We start from the raw sequence: 21,735 nt of genomic DNA, 5'->3' as shown, positions 1-21,735 counted from the left end.
TTTTGATAGTTGATAGTTGTGAGTTTTAAATTCACAATTGATTATGGCCATTTAAAATGCTATGGGTTTCAAATTCAATCCTAGGTTTTCTTCCCAACCCATTGCAATATTCATATTCTGTACTGCCTGTCCGGAGGCACCTTTTAACAAATTGTCAATCGCTGAGTGAATGACTGTAACATTCCCACATTTTTCAATCTGAATCACACAGCGATTAGTGTTGACAACCTGCTTTAAATCAATTGCTGTTTCACTTATCTTTACAAAAGGGGCATCTGCATAAAAATCCCTGTACAATTGATACATATCTGAAAACTCTATATCCGTTTTTATGGTGGAACTCGTAAAAATTCCTCTCGCAAAATCCCCTCTCCATGGAACAAAATTCAGACTTATTTCCTGATGATTAAAAGAAACCAACTGCTGCAAAATTTCATCGACATGTTGATGGCTTAAAGTTTTGTAAGCCGAAATATTATCATTTCTCCATGTAAAGTGCGTTGTTGCCTGTAAAGACTGCCCAGCTCCCGTTGAGCCTGTAATTCCGGTTGTATACACTTCATTCAACCATTCTTTTTCTGCCAATGGAAGCAATGCCAGCTGAATTGCTGTAGCAAAACATCCCGGGTTCGCAATACTTTTTGCTCCCGGAAGTTGCTTTTTATTGATTTCAGGCAATCCGTAGATAAAATTTCTGTTTCCAAATTTTCCATCTAATCGAAAATCATTGCCTAAATCAATCACTAAAGTTTCATCTTTTACAGCATTCCGGGTTAACCAATTCCGGCTTTCCTTGTGAGGAAGACACAGGAAAAGAATATCCACATCTTCAGGTTGGTCTGTTAAAACTTTCTCACAAACCGTCGTCAAATCCGGGTACAAATCTGAAATTTTTGTCCCCGAATAAGAACGACTATATAAAAAACGCAAAGACACATTGGGATGAAAAGCCAGCAGACGAATAAGTTCGCTTCCTGTATAGCCATTGGCCCCTACAATTCCTACTGTTTTCATGCTTTTATTCCGTTAATCTGATGATATATATTTAAAGAATTGCTTACAATCTTAGTATAGCCTTTCACATCTTCTCCAGTCCATGCCCTGTTGGCTTCTCCATAACTTCCGAATTTATCTGACATTAAATCATGATCAGATTCAATCCCGTTTAAAATAAACCTGTATGGATGCAGGGTGATGAAGACTTTCCCGCTTACTGTTTTTTGAGAATCTGCTAAGAAAGACTCAATATTTCTCATTACAGGATCTAAGAAAAGGGCTTCGTGAAGCCAGTTTCCGTACCAGTCTGACAATTGTGATTTCATCATCTGCTGGTATTTTGAAAGGGTATGTTTTTCCAATAAATGATGTGCTTTAATAATCACTGAGGCTGCAGCCGCTTCAAATCCCACTCTCCCTTTAATTCCGACAATCGTATCTCCTACGTGGATATCACGACCGATTCCGTAAGCAGAAGCCAGCTTTTCAATCTTTTGAATTCCATACACCGGATGCTCAAAATTTTCACCATTCACAGCGATGATTTCGCCATTCTTAAACTCAATTTCCAGTTCTGAAGGTTGGGTTTCTTTTATTTGTGAAGGAAAAGCCTCTTCCGGAAGACTATTTCTTGATGTCAGTGTTTCTTTACCTCCCACTGAAGTTCCCCAAAGCCCTTTATTCACAGAATATTGCGCTTTCTGAAATTCCATTTCATAGCCATGGCTTTTTAAAAACTCAATTTCCTCTTCACGAGACAAAGACATATCACGGATGGGCGTAATGATTTGCACGTCCGGGCACATTACCTGGAAAATCAGATCAAAACGGACCTGGTCATTTCCAGCTCCCGTACTTCCGTGAGCAATTGCATCAGCACCAATTTCTATAGCATATTTTGCAATCTCCTGCGCCTGAATCGTACGTTCGGCGCTCACAGACAATGGATATGTATTGTTTTTCAATACATTACCAAAAACCAGGTACTTCACACAAGAATTATAATAATCTTCCTGAGCGTCGATGCACCTGTACTCTTTTACCCCGAGATTCAAGGCTTTTTTCTCCAGCTCTTTTTCCTCTTCCTTAGAAAAACCTCCGGTATTTACAGTAACGGCGTACACATCATATCTCAGTGTTTCACTAAGATATTTAGCACAGTAAGAGGTATCTAAACCTCCGCTAAACGCTAAGATGACTTTCTTGTTCATTTTCATACTGATTTTCGGGTTGGTTGTTTACAACCCCATTTTTCTTATCTTTTTCAGGAACAAAAAGCATTGCTGTACAAAGACAGTTTTTACGTTCCTTTTTCATTAAAATTTCATAATTCACACAGCTTTTACAGCCGTTCCAGAATTCTTCATCCTGAGTCAGCTCAGAATAAATTACCGGCTTATATCCTAACTCACTGTTGATTTTCATTACGGCAAGCCCGGTCGTCAATCCAAAAATCTTCGCATTCGGATATTTGTCTCTAGATAATTGGAAAACTTTATTCTTGATTAAAGTCGCAGCTCCTCTTTCCCTGAATTTCGGCGAAACGATCAGTCCTGAATTAGCCACAAACTGACCATGCGACCAGGTCTCTATATAGCAGAAACCTACCCACTCCCCATTTTCAGTAGCTACCACAGCATTGCCTTCTGAAATCTTTTTGCTTAAATATTCTATAGAACGTTTGGCGATCCCCGTTCCTCTACGCTGTGCAGAATCATACATTTCCTGCTGTATTTCACTCACATACATCAAATGTATGGATGAGGAAATTTCTATTTCCATTTATTTATCTAAATTTTTTGGCAAATTTAAAACATAATAACTTTAAAAACCAAATTAAAAAGATATTTTTTTTGTTTAAAATAAATATACAGGTAAAATTATCTTTACAATAAATTAATATTTTGCTAAATTATTATATATTTGCTAAAATGATATAGTTATGGAATCCCAATGCCCGAAATGCAGCAGCAACAAAATCGTAAAAAGCGGAATCGTTAACGAAAAACAACGTTTCCACTGCAAGGACTGTAATTATTATTTTACGGTAAAAAAACTCGGAAAACAGATTGACGATTATTATGTAACTAAAGCCTTACAGCTCTATCTTGAAGGATTAAGCTATCGTGAAATAGAACGGATTATCGGCGTATCCCATGTTACAATAAGCTCATGGATTAAGAAATACAATATCAAAAGACCACCACACTCGGAATTCCACCCTGTCTATAAAATCCTGAAACAAAATGAACTCATTGAATATATCGCTCAGGAAAAAAACATTAAAAACTCCGGGATTATTATCACTCAATTTGCTGATAAATATATGCTGATCAAATGGGAAAGGTTTAAAAAATAAGCTGATAAAGTTATGAGTTATGAGTTAGAAGTTATAAGTTATAAGTTAGAAGTTAGAAGTTAGAAGTTAGAAGTTAGAAGTTAGAAGTTATAAGTTAATTAAATACAAGCATTATATTAACTATTTAAAATTCAATAGTTTAATTAATAAAAAATTAAAACCTCCACACTTATAATTCATAACTCATAACTAATAACTATATAGTTACCATTAATATATATTAAATTTTCTCAAATAAATTATTAATTCCAATTTGGTATTCACAAAAAACAACGCCAAAAATTGATAATTTATGAAGAAATTATTCACATGTATTGGATTGGCTTTAATCAGCAGTTCTTTATACTCTCAAGGCTCTCCGGATTATGGAGGCGGATTAAAATTAAACCTCAATCAGGAGGGAGATAAATATATCAGGTTTATTTTATGGGACCAGTTTTGGTTAAGAAACACTGAAATGAATCCCGGAAGTATAGTTGGAGGTGAACCCACCGATAATTCGTGGAGCCTCGGAAACAGGAGATTACGGGCTTTAGCTTATGCTCAGATTTCCAAGAGATATATGATTTTAGCTCATTTCGGAATTAATAATCAGACGTTCATCAATGGAGGCGGTTCGGGAACTTCAGGAACCGGCGGTTATGGTAACGGCAAAAAACCACAGATGTTTTTTCATGATGCCTGGAATGAATATGCAGTTATTTTACCTGGAGAATCAGGAAAATTCAGTTTATCTTTGGGTGCAGGATTGCATTATTATATGGGACTTTCCCGTATGACCATGGCTTCAACCCTGAATTTTCTTACCGTTGACTCTCCTATTTTCTCATGGCCGTTGATTGACAATTCTGACCAGTTTGCCAGACAGCTTGGAATGTTCGCCAAAGGAAAATACGGAAAGCTGGAGTATCGTTTTAGTTTAAATAAACCTTTCGCAACAGATTTAACTCCCGCCAATGTAACAGATCCTTCAAAAGCAGTGGCAGTAGACAACAACGGAAACCCTAGTTTCTCAAAAGCGGGTTATGTGGAGTATCAGTTCTTTGATGGGGAATCAAATCTTTTGCCTTTTAAAGTAGGCTCATATTTAGGAACTAAAAAAGTTTTTAATGTGGGGGCAGGTTTCTATCATCAGGCGGACGGAACAAGAAGCTCAGTTAATTCAACAATTGAAAAGCATGATATTACGCTTGTTGCCGTAGATGCTTTTGCTGATATTCCTATAGGAGATGCTAAAAATAAAATGGCAGTTACTGCCTATGCGGGCTATTACAACTATCAGTTCGGTCCTAATTACATCCGGAATTTAGGAATTATGAATATTGCCGCTACAGATCCGAATTTCATTGGTAATAAAGCAATTGCCGGTCCCGGAAATCTGCAGCCTACCATCGGAACGGGGAATATTATTTACGCACAAGCCGGGTTACTTCTCCCAAGTCAGGCAGAAAAACCAAAAATCAGAATTCAGCCATTTGCGGCTTATACCCACAAAAATTTTGAAGCCTATGATAAATCGTCTTCCCAATTCGATGTCGGAGCCAACTGGTTTATTGATGGTCATCATGCGAAAATTACAACACAATATTCAACGAGACCGGTTTATACAAACCCGACGGAAAGCCCATCTTCAAAAGGAGAATTTATATTACAGTTTCAAATTTATCTATAGACTACGGATGAATTTCATATCAATTATTAATCAACAACTAAATCAACCCCTATGAGCGAGAATCACCACGAAAACTACGAGAATATGACCGAAAAGCAGAAAAACCGCACCATTTGGAGCGTGATCACAGCTTCTTCACTCGGTACATTGATAGAATGGTATGACTTCTATATTTTCGGAAGTTTAGCCATAGTTTTAGCTACCAAATTTTTCCCGGCAGATAATCCCACCGCAGCATTTTTATCAACCCTCGCCACTTTTGCCGCAGGATTTGTGGTAAGACCTTTCGGAGCGTTATTCTTCGGGAGACTCGGAGATCTTATCGGAAGAAAATATACGTTTTTGGTAACTTTATTAATCATGGGATTTTCAACATTTCTTATAGGATGTATCCCAAGTTATGAAACCATTGGATTTTTAGCTCCGGTTTTGGTTCTAATTTTAAGGTTATTACAAGGTTTAGCTCTTGGAGGGGAATACGGCGGTGCTGCCACTTACGTTGCAGAATATGCACAGCCTCACCGAAGAGGATACTGGACTTCATGGATCCAAACAACAGCAACAGCAGGACTTTTCATTTCATTAATTGTTATTTTAGTCACCAAGACAACACTTTCTGCCGAAGAATTTGACGGTTGGGGATGGAGAGTTCCGTTCTGGATTTCCATCTTAATGGTGGGAGTATCTTACATCATCAGAAAAAACATGAAGGAGTCTCCACTTTTTGCCAAAGCTAAAAGCGAAGGAAAAACTTCAAAGAATCCTTTAAAGGAAAGCTTCGGGAATAAATTTAACTTCAAATTTGTTTTATTGGCGTTATTCGGAGCCGCAATGGGGCAAGGTGTGATCTGGTACACAGGACAGTTTTATGCAATGAGCTTTCTTCAAAAAGTAATGAATGTGGAATCTGCACAAGTTGATTCATTGATGGCAACCGCTTTATTTTTGGGAACCCCGTTCTTTGTATTTTTTGGATGGCTTTCTGATAAAATCGGGCGAAAAGCAGTGATGATGACAGGAATGCTCATAGCAATTCTGGCCTACAGACCGATTTACGATTCTATGTTTAAAAGCGTCAACCTTGAAAGCAAAACTATTGCAGCCAATGGAATTACAGAGAAAAGAACGGCAAAAATTCATGATAAAATTGCCACAGACAGTCTGATTACCTTTCACAAGGAGAGCATTTTTACAGATGGAACTTTAGTTAAAAAGGACAGTATTGTTCACTGGTCAGCCAACGGGCCTGTGATGAAAGACGGAAAAGCGGAAGAACCGAAGGTTTCACAAACTATAAAATTGGCAGACAATACAAAATGGTACTTAATCTTTATGGTATTCATTCAGGTGATTTTCGTAACGATGGTTTACGGTCCGATTGCAGCGTTCCTGGTAGAAATGTTCCCGGTGAGAATCCGTTATACCTCAATGTCCTTACCTTATCACATTGGAAACGGGGTATTTGGGGGGCTTCTTCCGGCGGTGGCAACCTACTTAGTTACAGTGGGTAAAGAAGCAGGTCATCCGACATGGTATCTGCAGGGGCTTTGGTATCCGATTGGTGTTGCCGCAGTCTGTCTGATCATCGGATTATTTTATCTTAAAAATAAGAACAATAATATCCACGATTAGGCACTCAATCACTTAAATTTTTATTAATTTTAAAACTACTAAAATGAACGGACTAAAAAAAATATTAGGCATAGTTTGGATCGCCATTGCATTGGTGGTAGGATATTTCGGGATTACGGTTTTGGGAATTCCAAAAATAAGTTCCGGTAAGCAGGAAGATCTGGTATTCGGAGTTATCATCCTTTTCGTACTGATGCCGATTATTTCCGGTGGAATGGCTGTTTTCGGGTACTATTCGTTAACCGGGGAATATTCTGACGACAAAATTTAGACTATAAAAGATGAATGATAATTAATAAATTGATGATGGATTATCAATTTATTAATTATCATTCATCACTTATCATTATGAAAAAGAGACACGAACAAAAATTAATCATTCTCAGCCTCGGACTGATGATTGCCTTTAGCATTCCTATTTCACTGTTGTTTAATAGTGAAAAGGAAGTTTTCGGTTACCCGATGATTTTGATTTATCTTTTCGTTGTCTGGATGATTTCAATACTGATCTCTTTTGTAATCATAAAAAAGCACGATGAGTAGTTTCGCGTTATTTACGGTGGTTTTGTTTTACCTGGCACTTTTGTTCTTAGTCGCTCATCTGGCGGAGAAGAAAAGGAGTAAGCTCTGGATCAACAATCCTTACATTTATGCTTTGTCTTTGGCGGTGTATTGTACAGCCTGGACGTACTACGGAAGCATTGGAGTTGCAGCAACAAGCGGATTAAATTATCTTCCCATCTATATAGGTCCCATTATGATTATTCCTGCATGGATCTATATTAATACAAGGATCGTAAGGATTTCCAGGGTAAATAAAATAAGCAGCATTGCAGATTTTATTTCTTTGCGATACGGTAACAGCAGGAGCTTCAGTGCTATTATTACCATTGTCTGCCTGTTGGCAATTGTTCCTTACATAGGTTTACAGATCAAAGCCATTTCTGAAACCTTTCACCTGGTAACAGAAACTTCAATGTCAAAAAATATCCTGACGGATAACGCTACGTTTGTTGTGGTTTTAATTGCCTTATTTTCATCCTATTACGGAACAAGGTACGTAGATGCTTCAGAGAAGCGCTTGGGAATTATTTCAGCCATCGCTCTGGAAAGTTTTCTGAAGCTTTTCTTTATCATTATTTTAGGGGTATTTGTAATCTATTTTGTGTTTGACGGGTTTTCAGATATTTATCAAAAGGCCAGTCAGTTTGAAGATTTTAAGAAAAAAAATACATTCAACGGGATTGAGGGGGCATTGAACTGGATGATCCTATGCATGATTTCGGCAACGGCAATCTGTATTCTTCCAAGACAGTTCCATACTGCCATTGTAGAAAACAGACAGGAGAAACATATCAAAACCGCCATCTGGTTTTTCCCGCTTTATTTATTGGTATTCACTATTTTCATTTTCCCTATTGCCTGGGGAGGAAGATTGATCTTTGACGGACAAAAAGTGAATCCTGAGTTCTACTCTATTTTAATTCCGCAACATTTTGACAATACCCTGATTACGGTTTTTGTATTCCTCGGAGGATTGAGTTCCTGCATTTCAATGATTATCATTTCAGCGATTACCTTATCCATTATGCTTTCGAATAACCTTATCATTCCATACGGATTGCTTGGAAAATTCAAATCGGAAAATGAAATTCAGAATACAAGAAATATTACCAACATCAGAAAGTTCAGCATTTTTGCCCTGATCATCATGGCGTTTGTCTTCTATAAATATTTCATTTTAAGAACGTCACTGGATTCGGTGGGACTGATTTCTTTTGTGGTGATTGCCCAATTGTCTCCTGCATTTTTCGGAGCCATATTCTGGAGAAGAGGAAGCTACAAAGGTGCTGTTGCGGGTCTTTTGGCAGGATTGGCGATTTGTTATTTCGGATTGATCATTCCGCAGTATTATTTCTCATACAACCAGGAATTCAAAGGTGTTTTACGAGATATGTATAATGCGTTTGACTTTTTCACCATCCCTTATTTAGGAAGAATTCCTCAGATTTTCTTTTGGTCGATATTAGTGAATACAGGTTTATTCACCATTATTTCAGTGAGCATCAAAGGGAATTACAGGGAAAGAAATTTCGCTGAGCTGTATGTAGATATAGACAAATACATTCAAAACCATGAAAACGCATTCATCTGGCGCGGAACGGCTTACGTTTCAGACATCAAGAACATCCTTGAACGGTTTTTAGGCAAAAACAAAACCGAGCAGGCACTGAGGATTTTCAATTTAAAATATAGTATTGATTCTCAGACAGAAACTGCCGATTCGAGATTCATCAAATTCTCAGAAAACCTTTTAGCCGGAAGAATCGGGACTGCTTCTGCAAAGATTTTAATTGAAGGGGTAACCAAGGAAGATAAAATTTCTTTAAAGGAAGTTTTAAATATTTTGGAGGAATCCAAAGAAAATATTACCATCAATAAAAGATTGACAGAACAATCGGAAGAACTGCAAAAACTGTCTGATGACTTAAGAAATGCCAACGAAAGCCTGATCATCAAAGACCGTCAAAAGGATGACTTCCTCGATTCCGTTGCTCATGAATTGAGAACACCGATTACAGCCATCCGTTCAGCAGGAGAAATTTTAGCGGATGACGATGAGATTCCGTTAGACATTAAAAGAGAATTTTTAAACAATATCATCACAGAATCCGACAGATTAAGTGAAATCATCAACGATATACTATATCTGGATAAACTGGAACATGGCGAAATTGCATTACATATTCAGCAAAACAACATTATTGAAACCTATAAAAAGGCATTGAACCCGCTTCTGCATTTAATTCAACAGAAAAATATCCATTTAAGCGAAGTAAACCTATTGAATCATTTCACCTTTGAATATGACGAAGCAAGGATGATCCAATTATTCCAGAATATTTTGGGAAATGCACTGAAATTTACAGAAGAACAAGGCACAATTCAAACTAAATTAGCGGAAAAGGAAAACCAGTTGATCATTACCATTTTCAATACCGGAAAACACATTCCCGAAGAAGACCTGGAAATGATTTTTGATAAGTTTTATCAGTCCAGAAACCAGAATATTTTAAAACCTACAGGAAGCGGGCTCGGATTGGCCATTTCAAAGAAAATAGTCCAGGCGCAGGGCGGAAGCATAAAAGCGGAAAACAGCGGCCTCGGCGTTACTTTCACGATAACCCTTCCCGAAAAAACAACAGAGATTAAAAATGAAGTTGAACACAACCAAAGTACGATATGAAAAAGATAATCATTGCAGATGACGAGCACAAAATATTAATGTCACTGGAATACAGTTTCAAAAAAAACGGATATGACGTTTATATTGCCCGAGACGGTACGGAAGTATTGGATTTTTTAAAAACAATGGTTCCGGATGTGATCCTACTCGACATTATGATGCCTAATCTGGATGGCTACAGCACTCTAGACATCATCAAGCAAGACGAAAAATTAAAAGACACCAAAGTTATTTTCCTGAGTGCGAAAAACAACCCGAAAGATATTGAAAAGGGCTTGGAAATGGGAGCTGACGCGTATGTAACGAAACCCTATTCCATTAAAAAACTGATCCAGCAGATTGAAGAAATGTTTGAGTAGTTTTTTTGAGAAAAGAATAAAGAGGAAGATAAAAGACTTAACAAATCAACATAAACTTTGTCATTCTGAACGGAGTGAAGAATCCCACGCCGCATACGGAATAACAAACATGAAAACACAAAAGTAATATGAATGCAGATGCTTTATTTAAACAAAGTATAGAGGACAAAGAAGATTTCTGGAAAGAACAGGCTCAGGAAATCCAATGGTTTGAATTTCCTACACAGATTCTTTCAAAAGACGAAAATGACTACCCTCAATGGTTTTCCGATGGAAAACTGAACATATGCTATTTATGCATCGATAAGCACATTGAAGACGGCTTCGGAGAACAGATTGCCATCGTTTACGATTCTCCGGTCACCAACCAAAAGAAAACCTATACGTTTTATCAGGCAAAAGAAGAAATTGCAAAGTTGGCGGGAGGTTTGGTTTCTTTAGGCTTGAAAAAAGGTGATACTGCCGTTATTTATATGCCCATGATTCCGCAGACGCTGTTTGCCATGTTGGCCTGTGCAAGAATCGGAGTCATTCATAATGTCGTTTTTGGTGGTTTCGCACCTCATGAATTAGTAGTAAGAATTGATGACTGTAAACCAAAAGCATTGATTACAGCTACTGCAGGAGTGGAAATTGCCAAAAGAATCCCTTATTTGCCTTTAGTTGAAAAGGCCATTGAGCTTGCCCAGGATAAAGTGGATAATATCATTGTTTATAATAGAAAATTAGTCGATAACCAGCATGAAATGTTTGATGGATTGATTGATTATGAAGAATTGGTTCAACAATCAGAACCTGCTGATTGTGTTTCTGTGGAATCCACTCACCCACTTTACCTGTTATATACATCGGGAACAACCGGAAAACCTAAAGGAATCACTCGTGATACGGGTGGCTACGCAACTGCGTTGAAGTTTTCCATGAAATACATTTATGGGGTTGAGCCGGGAGAAACCTATTGGGCAGCATCGGACTTTGGATGGGCAGTTGGACATAGTTTTTCGGTTTACGGACCTTTACTTAACAGAAATACTACGGTTATTTTTGAAGGAAAACCTATCATGACTCCTGATGCAGGTACTTTTTGGAGAATCATTTCAGAGTATAAAGTTTCTGTAATGTTTACTGCTCCAACAGCAATCCGGGCCATAAAAAAAGAAGATCCGAACGGAGAATTGGTGAAAAAATATGATTTGAGTCATTTTAAAAAGCAGTTTTTGGCTGGTGAAAGATGTGATGTTGCCACATTAGACTGGTTTTCAGAACACATTGGAGTTCCTGCGATCGATCATTGGTGGCAGACAGAATCCGGATGGCCGATGTTGGGTTTAATGACTTTTAACGAAAATTACAAGATCAAAAGAGCTTCTGCAGGAAAACCGATTCCGGGATATGATATTAAAATTTTTGATGAAAACGGATATGAACTTGATCCGCACCAGGAAGGTTATTTGATCATCAAACTTCCGCTTCCTCCCGGTGCTTTGCTGGGAATCTGGAACGATAATGAGCGTTTTCAAAAAAGCTATTTATCCCAATACAACGGATATTATTTTTCCGGTGACGGTGCCATAAAAGATGAGGACGGATATATATTCATTACAGGACGAGTGGATGATGTGATCAATGTCGCAGGGCATCGGCTTTCCACCTCTGAAATGGAAGAAATCGTTTCATCACATCCTGATGTTGCAGAATGTGCAGTGGTAGGAATTGATGACGATCTGAAAGGTCAGATTCCTTTTGCAGCAGTAGTTTTAAAAAACAGCGCTTCAATTTCGGAAGAAGACATGGAAAAAGACATTGTGAAAAGTGTCCGCGAAAAAATCGGCGCCGTAGCTTGTCTGAAAAATGTAATGACTGTAAAACGTTTACCCAAAACCCGTTCAGGTAAAATTTTAAGAAAATTGATAAGAACTTTACTGGATGGGAAAGAATTTCAGGTTCCGTCGACGATTGATGATGAGAAAATCATTGAAGAAATTCAACAAAAAATCGAGGAATATCGGGCTTAAATAAGAGATTACTATACATTAAAATATAAAAAATTAAATTCAAAAACGGAAGGGATATGAGAAATTACCTAATAGAAGATTTACCGCATTACTTTGAAGAATATAAAAAGTCCATCAAAAATCCGAAAAAGTTCTGGGACAAGATCGCTGATCAGAATTTTGTGTGGTATCAGAGATGGAGCAAGGTGGTAAAATATGATATGAATGAAGCGAAAATCACCTGGTTCAAGAATGCCAAATTAAATATCACCAAAAACTGCCTGGACAGGCATCTTTCCGAAAGAGGCGATAAAACAGCCATTATCTGGGAACCCAATGATCCGAAAGAGCAGGCACAGCATATTTCCTACAACGAGCTCTATAAGAGGGTCAATAAAACAGCCAATGTTTTAAAAGAAATGGGTATCGAAAAAGGAGACAGAGTCTGCATTTATCTTCCGATGATCCCGGAATTGGCCGTAACGATGTTGGCCTGTGCGAAATTGGGAGCTGTCCATTCTGTTATTTTTGCAGGGTTTTCAGCTTCCGCAGTGGCTTCAAGAGTTAATGACTGTGAGGCAAAAATGGTGATCACTTCAGATGGAAGCTACAGAGGCAATAAAGTCCTGGATTTAAAAAGTATCGTTGATGAAGCCTTAGAGAAAACGCCGACCGTTGAAAAAGTTTTGGTTGTAAAGAGAACCAACAATGAGGTAAAAATAAAAGAAGGAAGAGACTTCTGGATGGCTGATTTATATGAAAAGGCTTCTGCAGATTTCGTTACGGTGATCATGGATGCCGAAGATCCGCTTTTTATCTTGTATACTTCCGGTTCTACGGGGAAACCAAAAGGAATGCTTCATACCTGTGCAGGCTATATGGTGTATACGGCTTATACTTTTAAAAACGTATTCAATTATAAGGAAAACGATATTTATTGGTGTACCGCGGACATTGGCTGGATTACAGGTCACTCATACATTCTGTACGGTCCTTTGTTAAATGGTGCTACCACCGTCATTTTTGAAGGAGTTCCCACGTATCCTGAACCGGACAGATTCTGGGAAGTGATTGAAAAACATAAAGTCACTCAATTCTATACGGCTCCTACAGCTATCCGTTCATTGGCAAAAGAAAGTGCGGAATGGGTAGATAAGCATGATTTAAGCACATTAAAAGTAATCGGGTCCGTTGGTGAGCCTATCAATGATGAAGCATGGCATTGGTTTAATGATCATGTCGGAAAGAAAAAATGTCCAATTGTCGATACGTGGTGGCAAACAGAAACGGGCGGAATCATGATCTCTCCTATTCCTTTCATTACCCCTACAAAGCCTACGTATGCAACGCTTCCCTTACCCGGAGTTCAGCCTGTTCTGATGGATGACAAACGGAATGAAATCACGGGCAACCAGGTAACCGGAAACCTTTGTATCCGCTTTCCCTGGCCGGGAATTGCAAGGACAATTTGGGGCGATCATCAGAGATATAAAGAGACCTATTTTACGGCTTTTCCCGGGAAATATTTCACTGGCGACGGTGCATTGAGAGACGAAGTCGGATATTACAGAATTACCGGCCGTGTAGACGATGTCATCATTGTTTCAGGACACAATTTAGGCACAGCACCTATTGAAGACAGCATCAACGAACATCCTGCCGTGGCGGAATCTGCAATTGTAGGGTACCCCCATGATATTAAAGGGAATGCATTATACGGCTTTGTTATTTTAAAAGAATCCGGAGAAGGACGTGACAAGGAAAACTTAAAAAAAGAAATCAATCAATTGATCTCTGATCAGATAGGACCTATTGCCAAACTTGATAAAATACAGTTTGTTTCCGGACTTCCAAAAACACGTTCCGGGAAAATCATGCGTAGAATTCTGAGAAAAATTGCTGAGGGCGATTTCAGTAATTTCGGAGATATTTCCACACTATTGAACCCTGAAATTGTTGAGGAAATCAAAAATGAAAGAATCAATTAGGTAATCTTAAAAAATGGGCTAAAGCCCATTTTTTATTTAATAAACAAAATGTCATAACTCTAAAAATGATTTAATACCACCATAAATTAAACATTTGTTTAATATAGATAATTTCAAATATTTAAGATTATGTTATAGATAAAATAATTAATTGATAAATTTTTTACTTATTTTTCAAAACAATAGGAAATAATGATTAACTTTAAGTACAATTTTAAAACTATTGCTATGTCAAATATATTAGCTGGATTATTTGCACATCACAGCGATTACAAAAAGCTTGAAGCGGATTTAGAAAGCTCCGGTTTCAGAAATTCAGATTACATTGTGTATCTTGATGAAAGTCACCATAACTCCCAATACCTGGCGAGTGTATCAGTTAAAGATCAAAGTCAAACAGAGAATGCCAAAGATGTTTTCAGTCAAAATGCAGCACTGAAAACCTATTTATTTGAAAATATGGGAATTGATCAGGCCAACTACCATAGTATCAGAAGGTTCATTGATGCAAGGAGCAAGGCAGAAATTCACGACAGCCCCGATGTCAGAATAAAAGCATCCAGTAACGGGATCGATTCTGAAGTAAAATTCTAACCATAAAAACTAAAATTCTAATAACCGGAAATCCGTAGAGCATTCTACGGATTTTTTGCGGTTTGAAAACTGGAAAAAATTTCGTATTTTCGTCTGAATATAGGCTTTTTACACAAATGAGTTATAACTTAGAACAAGAAAACAAAGAAATACTTACTCGATATAAGGACCTGATTTCTAACACGTACCGGAGTCTTGATGAGGAAAACAATAAACTGATCCGAAAAGCTTTTGATATAGCGCTGGATGCTCATAAAGACCAAAGACGAAAAACAGGAGAACCTTATATCTATCATCCTATTGCCGTTGCAAAAATTGTTGCGACAGAAATAGGCTTGGGTGCCACTTCTATTGCCTGCGCCTTACTGCATGATGTCATAGAAGATTCCGATTATACCTACGAGGATATCAAAAAGATTTTTGGAGAGAAAATAGCCAATATTGTGAACGGGCTTACGAAAATCTCTATTATGAATCACCAGAATATCTCTGTACAGTCAGAAAACTACAGGAAACTGTTGCTGACATTATCTGAAGATTTCAGGGTAATTCTGATCAAAATCGCAGACCGTCTTCACAATATGCGTACATTGGAAAGTATGGCTCCTGACAAGCAAAAGAAGATCGCGTCAGAAACGGTTTATATTTATGCCCCAATGGCTCACCGTCTCGGCTTATATAACATAAAATCCGAGCTTGAAGACCTCTCCTTAAAATACAATAATCCGGATGTTTACAATGAGATCACGGAAAAATTGGAGCTGGCCAAAGAAAACAGGGAAAGGTATATTGAAGAGTTCAAAAAGGAGGTTTCCAAAAGATTAAAGGAAGAAGGCCTGAACTTTACTATTAAGGGCCGTGCCAAAGCCATTTCTTCCATTTACAGGAAAATGCTGAAGCAGGGAGTTTCTTTTGAAGAAGTATTCGATAATTATGCGATCAGGATCATCTACAAGTCGGATGCCAAAAATGAAAAGTTCCTGGCCTGGAAAATCTATTCTATCGTTACGGATGTCTATCACAGTAACCCTTCCAGAATGCGTGACTGGATAACCCAACCTCGTGCTACAGGATATGAAAGTTTACATTTAACGGTTTTAGGGCCTGATAAAAAATGGATAGAGGTCCAGATCCGCTCCGAAAGAATGGACGAAATTGCCGAAAAAGGTGTTGCTGCCCATTATAAATATAAAGAAGGCTATAAGCAGAGCTCTGAAGACCGGAATTTTGAAAGATGGGTCACAGAAATCCGGGAGGTATTGGAACAGCAGCAGAATCTTTCCACTTCCGAATTATTAGATAATATCAAGCTTAATTTATATTCTAAAGAAGTTTTTGTATTTACTCCGAAGGGAGAAATTAAAATATTGCCTACCAATGCCACCGCCCTGGATTTTGCTTTTTCCGTACACTCGGATTTAGGAATGAAGTGCTTAGGCGCCAAGATCAACGGAAAGCTGGTTCCCATTTCTTATGTTCTGCAAAACGGAGATCAGGTGGATATTCTTTCTTCCCAGAATCAGAAACCGAAATCCGACTGGCTGGAGTTCGTGGTAACTTCAAAAGCCAAATCAAAAATTAAAAGTTTCCTGAATTCACAGAAAAACCAATTGGTTGAAGAAGGAAAAGAAATTCTGCAGAGAAAACTGCGACATGCCAAAATCAACTTCAATGATGAGGAGGTTAATAAGCTTCAGAAGTTTTTCAATCTGAAAACCTCCCAGGAACTGTTCCTGAAATTCCAGACCAATGAACTGGATGCAAGCAGCTTAAGGAAATATATTGAAAGTAAAAACGTCTTCAATAATTTACTTTCCAGATTCAGAAAATCACCGGCTAAAAACCAGGTATTTGAAGAACCGAAGGAAACCAATCTTGATATGATTGTCTTCGGAAAAGATGAAGAGAAGCTGAATTACAGTTATGCCAAATGCTGTACGGTAATTCCGGGTGATAAAATATTCGGTTTCATTACAATTTCTGACGGGATAAAGGTTCATAATGATAACTGCCCCAATGCCATCAACTTAAGAGCACAATACGATTATCGGGTGATTCCTGCAAAATGGGTAAATGCCGAAAGCTTTAAAAACCGTGTGAAAATTGAGATCGAAGGGCTTGACAGAATGGGTATGATTAACGATATTACCGCTGTAATCAGTAATTCTATGGGAATGGATATGAAAAGTATGTCTATTGAGTCCAATGACGGAGTATTTACCGGGAATATCACTCTGGAAGTAAAAAACAAGGTCCAATTGGAAGAATCATTTAAAAAGCTTAGAACCATTAATGGGGTATCGAGAGTAAGGCGGCTATAATCTTAAACAATGAATTTAACACTCTACTTTAAAAAATTTTTCAAAAGTAATCAATCATCAGGAATACTCCTTATTGTTTGTGTATTGCTTTCTTTACTTATCGCCAATTCCAATATTGCTGAAGATTTTCAGAGATTTTTAGACAAGAAAGTGGGTATCTCTCTTTTTCATCTTACGTATCCTGTAAGCATATGGATCAATGATGGTTTGATGGCGGTTTTTTTTCTTTTGGTAGGGTTGGAAATCAAACGTGAGCTTGTAGAGGGAGAACTTTCTTCTTTTAAAAATGCATCATTGCCCATTATTGCTGCTATAGGCGGAATGCTTGTTCCTGCAGTTATTTTCGGTATTTTCAATATTGGTACCACATACAGTAATGGATGGGGAATTCCTATGGCTACGGACATTGCCTTTTCTTTGGCTATCATTTCCATGTTGGGAAATAAGGTTCCCAATTCCATCAAGATTTTCCTGGCTGCATTGGCTATTGTAGATGACCTGGGAGCTATTTTAGTAATTGCCATTTTCTATACGGAACAGATACACTGGACCTACCTCTTTTTATCTGTTGGTGTTTCCGTTCTATTATTCCTTCTGAATTTCCTGAAGGTTACCAGGATTATTTTATATATTATTCCGGGGTTATTTTTATGGTATTTCCTGCACCATTCCGGAATTCATGCCACCATTGCAGGGGTTATATTAGCATTTTCCATACCGACGAACGCCTCTCATGTGGAAATTTCCCCATTGGAAAAATTGGAGCATCAACTACATTTCCCCGTAAGCTTTCTTATCATGCCCGTTTTTGCTTTAGCCAATACGAATATTACCTTTAATACTGAAATGCTTGAAGGATTAACGAGCTCTTTGGGAATTGGAATTATCAGTGGGCTGGTTATTGGAAAACTGCTTGGCATCAACTTGTTTTCATTCATTGCCATCAAAACCAGACTCAGTACTTTGCCTCACGGAAGCTCCTGGACGCAAATGTTGGGTGTAGGTTTTCTGGCGGGTATCGGATTTACGATGTCTATTTTCATTGCCCTGCTTTCCTTTAAAAATGAGATTCAGATTCAGGATGAAGCCAAATTTGCTATTCTGGTTGCCTCTTTTTTAGCGGCTGTCCTTGGATTTATTATTTTAAAGATAAATTCCGTCCACCATATAGAAGAAAACGAAGAAGAATAATATTTAATTTTTCACTACACTCCAGCTTCCTTTCAGGTCTCCTTTTGTCCATGTCCCGGATTTGGATTCCAAAATTTCCGTATAGGATAAATCCTGTTGCAGAACCGGAATTGCTGTATATAGATCCGCTTCCGCCGCCTAACAAAGAAACATAAAAGGTTTCCTGGAAATTGCCTGAAGATAGTATGACTTCTATTGATCCATTTTTATTTACATTTAAAGTCAGAGTCCCATTTTCGTCTCCGGTATAGCTACCTTGCCATTTTCCCATATAAGGTGTGGTATAGTTTTCTTCTTCCTTGTCACGATAAACCTCGTCCATAATATAATTGCAGGAAGAAAGGCTAAAAAGTAAGACAAAAATCAAATACTTAGATGGGTTCATTTATTGTTCAAGTTTTCTGTTATGTTCTTCATCAACGTTCAGATCAGGTTCGGTAACTTCTCCATGAAAATGGGATGCTTCTTTTTTAAGCTCATCGGACAGTAATTTCTCTATTCTGAGCTTTCTGATAGCCATATTAAGCTCGCTTCCAAATAATAATAAATAGACATTTACATTCACCCAAACCATGAGCAGGATCATACTTCCGATGGATCCGTAGAGAACGTTATATCTCGCAATATCCTTCACATAAATGGCGAAAATATATGTGGTAAGGACAAACAAAATAGTGGTGAGGATAGCTCCCGGTACCGCTTGTCTGAATCTCGTAATCCTAACGGTTCCCAACCAATAAAACAAAGCCAATAAAATAAAGTAGAATACCGGAAAAGAAACAAATCCGATAATTTTAGATAAGTTATTCACCAGCCATGAAATATCATAAGCCGGAGTAAAGAGTTTCATCACAACCTCTACATAATACACCCCGAAAAGTGCCAGGAATACAATGCTGATAAACCCTATGGTAATAAAAAACGAAAGAATAAATTCTTTTACATCACTCAGTTTTTCATCCGTATTTTCATTGAATCCGTTAATCAGGGAAAATGTTCCGTTTGTAGCGAACACCAACGCCAGAATGATTGTCAGATTACTGATTCCCCTCATGTTGGGAACTATACTTTTTTCTATATAATCCCGGACATCTGTTTCCATATTAGAAGGGAAAACATTATGAATCAACACCTCGAAAATATAAAATTGCAGCTTATCATAATGCGGCATATACGGCAGCACAGATAACAAAAAGAGTAAAAATGGAAATAAACTGATGGTAAAGCTCCAGGAAATAGCGGCAGCCTTCCGCCCTATCTGCCCTTTAAAAATCCCTGATATATAGATCTGGAACATCTGCCAAAGCGATATTCCTAAAACAGGAATATGTATATCATCAAAGAAGTCTTGAATTTTCAAGATAAATTTTGGAACCTTTATACCCATCTATTGATTTATAGGAGTTAAAAAAACATGATGAAAATATGAAAAAAATCTAATTTATGAATATCTTTGAGCTCTTTTATTGAAAAACAAATGCGAATCAGTCTACTTTGTATCGGTAAAACAGATGATAAGGAGATCACTTCTCTAATCAATTATTATCTCAACCGTCTGCCTAAACATTGGAATTTTGAGATCACCGAAATTCCTGATATTAAAAATGCAAAGAACCTTTCCCCGGACCTTCTCAAAAAAGAAGAAGCTAAATTATTTCTGAATCACATAGATAAAAATGATCTTGTCGTCATTCTGGACGAAAAGGGAAAACAATTTACCAGTAGGGAATTCTCCCATACAATAGACAACTGGATGAATTCTTCAGTAAAAAAAATCCATCTTTTGATCGGCGGAGCTTATGGATTTTCAGAAGATATCTATAGCAGGGCCAATGAAAAAATGTCTTTATCCAAAATGACTTTTACCCATCAGATGATCCGGCTGTTCATCGTTGAACAATTATACCGTGCCGATCAGATTTTACAGGGGAAACCATATCATAACGATTAAATTAAAAACGGTTCCGGCGCAACATGAAATGTTGCGCCGGAACCGTTTTTAATTACTTTTTTACAGGACATTTGGAATAATATTCCGTTAACAAAGCTTTCTCATACCCAAGACTCACGGCTTTATCCAGATTTGCACAGGCTTCTTTAGGCTTCTGGGTATCAAATAATATCAGTGCCTTCGTGACATAGGATGTTGAAAACTTGGAATCGATGGAAATGGCTTTGTTGATATCTGTAAGTGCCTCCTTAGTTTTCTTCATCTTCAGATAAAGGTCAGCCCTTCCGTTATATAATAGAGATTCAGGCTTTTCTGAAATCAATTGGTTATAATCTTTTAACGCTCCTTCCAGATCGCCATTGTTCTTTTTCAGATTGGCCAAACCTGTTCTGGCAAATAAATTTTCCGGCGCAAAGCTTAAAATATGGTTTAGTTCTTTTACCGCCTGATCTTTCTTACCCTGACTGTCATAAACTTTAGCACGGGTAAGATACATATCTACGTTTTCCGGGTCTATTTGCAGCCCTTTATCAATATATTCCAATGCTTTTGTTTTGCTGCCTCTCTGGCTGTGCAGGGACGCCAGATTAGCATATACGGAAGCCGACATGGGGTTGGATTTCAAGGCTGATTCATAAGACTTAAAAGCCTGTGCTGTTTTTCCCAGCCTTCTTTGCGCAGTTCCTAACTGGTTATAATACTCGGATTGAAATTTTTGAATCTGCTCTTTATCTGCTAATTTGGAATATTGCTCTTCTGCACATTTGTAATCTGCTTTTTTGAAACATTCTTCGGCTGCTTTTGCATCCTGAGCATAGACATTAAATGAGGTAACAGCAAGTGATAAAAGTAATAAATATTTTTTCATGAGGTTATATTTTGTTTGTTGATGACTTTTTTGGCGAGTGTGGCAAACAGCCCTCCCAATAAAAATCCAACCAACGCCCCCATCAAAATATCTATTGGGAAATGTACTCCTAAATATATACGGCTGTAGGAAACCACAACAGCCCATACAAATATAACATAAGGAAACCAATTAAGTTTATTTTTGAGCAAAATACTTAAATAAGTCGCTAAAAAAAACGTATTGGATGCATGTGCCGAATAAAATCCAAAAGATCCGCCACATTTTACAATTCGCATATGATGCTCCAATTCAGGATCATGGCAAGGTCTTAATCTGGCAACACCATATTTGAATATTCCGGCTAACTGATCTGAAACAGTAACTCCGATAGCAATGAAAAGAAGAATATAGATCAGTGATCTTAATTGGTAATTCTTGTATAAGAAATAAAGAAAAATAATATATAAAGGAATCCATAACCATGTACTTGAAATCAGTAACCAAAACTGATCAAAAGCAGTATCTCCTAAATTATTGAGATATAAAAAGATTTTTTTATCTTCCTGAATGATCTCCTCCAT

General features: G+C 37.6%; 20 protein-coding genes. 13 read left to right on the top strand and 7 right to left on the bottom strand.

All coding sequences use genetic code 11. From position 1 onward, the window contains the following. Nucleotides 1-51 precede the first annotated feature (51 nt). From argC to BCF58_RS10060, 3 genes are read right to left on the bottom strand one after another with little or no spacing between them, the layout of a single operon-like run. Nucleotides 52-1,014, bottom strand: coding sequence for an N-acetyl-gamma-glutamyl-phosphate reductase (gene argC / locus BCF58_RS10070; protein ID WP_121461657.1), 963 nt, complete (start codon nt 1,012-1,014; stop codon nt 52-54). Next, nucleotides 1,011-2,207: an argininosuccinate synthase gene (locus BCF58_RS10065; RefSeq protein WP_121462036.1), complete on the bottom strand. Its 1,197-nt coding sequence runs from the start codon at nt 2,205-2,207 to the stop codon at nt 1,011-1,013. The genes argC and BCF58_RS10065 overlap by 4 nt, the downstream gene beginning before the upstream one ends. Continuing rightward, the gene (locus tag BCF58_RS10060) at nt 2,179-2,778 is read right to left on the bottom strand and encodes a GNAT family N-acetyltransferase (protein WP_170149001.1); all 600 of its coding nucleotides are present in this window, start codon (nt 2,776-2,778) and stop codon (nt 2,179-2,181) included. The genes BCF58_RS10065 and BCF58_RS10060 overlap by 29 nt, the downstream gene beginning before the upstream one ends. A 160-nt stretch (nt 2,779-2,938) precedes the next feature. Between BCF58_RS10060 and BCF58_RS10055 the strand changes: the two genes are divergently transcribed. The 12 genes from BCF58_RS10055 to nhaA all read left to right on the top strand — a co-directional run bounded on the left by BCF58_RS10055 (nt 2,939) and on the right by nhaA (nt 18,353). After that, nucleotides 2,939-3,355, top strand: coding sequence for an IS1/IS1595 family N-terminal zinc-binding domain-containing protein (locus tag BCF58_RS10055; RefSeq protein WP_121461656.1), 417 nt, complete (start codon nt 2,939-2,941; stop codon nt 3,353-3,355). A 292-nt stretch (nt 3,356-3,647) separates the two neighbouring features. Beyond that, a complete protein-coding gene (locus BCF58_RS10050) occupies nt 3,648-5,027 on the top strand; it encodes a porin (RefSeq protein ID WP_121461655.1) in 1,380 nt (459 codons plus the stop codon). A gap of 51 nt (nt 5,028-5,078) precedes the next feature. Next, a complete protein-coding gene (locus BCF58_RS10045; RefSeq protein ID WP_121461654.1) occupies nt 5,079-6,659 on the top strand; it encodes an MFS transporter in 1,581 nt (526 codons plus the stop codon). A 43-nt stretch (nt 6,660-6,702) separates the two neighbouring features. After that, on the top strand, nt 6,703-6,930 hold the full coding sequence (locus tag BCF58_RS10040) for a DUF6814 family protein (RefSeq protein WP_121461653.1): 228 nt from the start codon (nt 6,703-6,705) through the stop codon (nt 6,928-6,930). A gap of 77 nt (nt 6,931-7,007) precedes the next feature. Continuing rightward, complete coding sequence (locus BCF58_RS10035) at nt 7,008-7,202, top strand: hypothetical protein (RefSeq protein ID WP_121462035.1); 195 nt, start codon at nt 7,008-7,010, stop codon at nt 7,200-7,202. Next, nucleotides 7,195-9,906, top strand: coding sequence for an ATP-binding protein (locus BCF58_RS10030; protein ID WP_121461652.1), 2,712 nt, complete (start codon nt 7,195-7,197; stop codon nt 9,904-9,906). Before BCF58_RS10035 ends, BCF58_RS10030 begins: the two co-directional genes overlap by 8 nt. Continuing rightward, nucleotides 9,903-10,265, top strand: a complete 363-nt coding sequence (locus BCF58_RS10025; RefSeq protein WP_121461651.1) for a response regulator transcription factor — start codon at nt 9,903-9,905, stop codon at nt 10,263-10,265. Before BCF58_RS10030 ends, BCF58_RS10025 begins: the two co-directional genes overlap by 4 nt. A gap of 128 nt (nt 10,266-10,393) precedes the next feature. Continuing rightward, nucleotides 10,394-12,280: an AMP-binding protein gene (locus tag BCF58_RS10020; RefSeq protein WP_121461650.1), complete on the top strand. Its 1,887-nt coding sequence runs from the start codon at nt 10,394-10,396 to the stop codon at nt 12,278-12,280. A gap of 56 nt (nt 12,281-12,336) precedes the next feature. Continuing rightward, complete coding sequence (gene acs, locus BCF58_RS10015; RefSeq protein WP_121461649.1) at nt 12,337-14,247, top strand: acetate--CoA ligase; 1,911 nt, start codon at nt 12,337-12,339, stop codon at nt 14,245-14,247. 228 nt (nt 14,248-14,475) lie between these two features. Further along, nucleotides 14,476-14,841: a hypothetical protein gene (locus BCF58_RS10010; RefSeq protein ID WP_121462034.1), complete on the top strand. Its 366-nt coding sequence runs from the start codon at nt 14,476-14,478 to the stop codon at nt 14,839-14,841. A 116-nt stretch (nt 14,842-14,957) separates the two neighbouring features. Then, nucleotides 14,958-17,162, top strand: a complete 2,205-nt coding sequence (locus BCF58_RS10005; protein WP_121461648.1) for a RelA/SpoT family protein — start codon at nt 14,958-14,960, stop codon at nt 17,160-17,162. 9 nt (nt 17,163-17,171) lie between these two features. Continuing rightward, a complete protein-coding gene (gene nhaA, locus BCF58_RS10000) occupies nt 17,172-18,353 on the top strand; it encodes a Na+/H+ antiporter NhaA (RefSeq protein ID WP_121461647.1) in 1,182 nt (393 codons plus the stop codon). Here nhaA and BCF58_RS09995 read toward each other — a convergent pair. Next, complete coding sequence (locus BCF58_RS09995; protein WP_121461646.1) at nt 18,301-18,675, bottom strand: hypothetical protein; 375 nt, start codon at nt 18,673-18,675, stop codon at nt 18,301-18,303. The genes nhaA and BCF58_RS09995 overlap by 53 nt on opposite strands. Before the next feature lie 63 nt (nt 18,676-18,738). Beyond that, nucleotides 18,739-19,740, bottom strand: a complete 1,002-nt coding sequence (locus tag BCF58_RS09990; RefSeq protein ID WP_121461645.1) for a YihY/virulence factor BrkB family protein — start codon at nt 19,738-19,740, stop codon at nt 18,739-18,741. A 90-nt stretch (nt 19,741-19,830) separates the two neighbouring features. Between BCF58_RS09990 and rlmH the strand changes: the two genes are divergently transcribed. Then, complete coding sequence (rlmH, locus tag BCF58_RS09985) at nt 19,831-20,304, top strand: 23S rRNA (pseudouridine(1915)-N(3))-methyltransferase RlmH (RefSeq protein ID WP_121461644.1); 474 nt, start codon at nt 19,831-19,833, stop codon at nt 20,302-20,304. A gap of 52 nt (nt 20,305-20,356) precedes the next feature. Here rlmH and BCF58_RS09980 read toward each other — a convergent pair whose 3' ends face one another. Both BCF58_RS09980 and BCF58_RS09975 read right to left on the bottom strand, forming a co-directional pair. After that, nucleotides 20,357-21,172: a tetratricopeptide repeat protein gene (locus tag BCF58_RS09980; protein WP_121461643.1), complete on the bottom strand. Its 816-nt coding sequence runs from the start codon at nt 21,170-21,172 to the stop codon at nt 20,357-20,359. Further along, the gene (locus BCF58_RS09975) at nt 21,169-21,735 is read right to left on the bottom strand and encodes a phosphatase PAP2 family protein (protein WP_121461642.1); all 567 of its coding nucleotides are present in this window, start codon (nt 21,733-21,735) and stop codon (nt 21,169-21,171) included. The genes BCF58_RS09980 and BCF58_RS09975 overlap by 4 nt, the downstream gene beginning before the upstream one ends.

Source organism: Chryseobacterium defluvii, from assembly GCF_003634775.1.
In the GTDB taxonomy this organism is placed as follows: domain Bacteria; phylum Bacteroidota; class Bacteroidia; order Flavobacteriales; family Weeksellaceae; genus Chryseobacterium; species Chryseobacterium defluvii.
The sequence above is the reverse complement of the archived record's forward strand: the minus strand, read 5'-3'. Positions and strand labels throughout refer to the sequence as shown.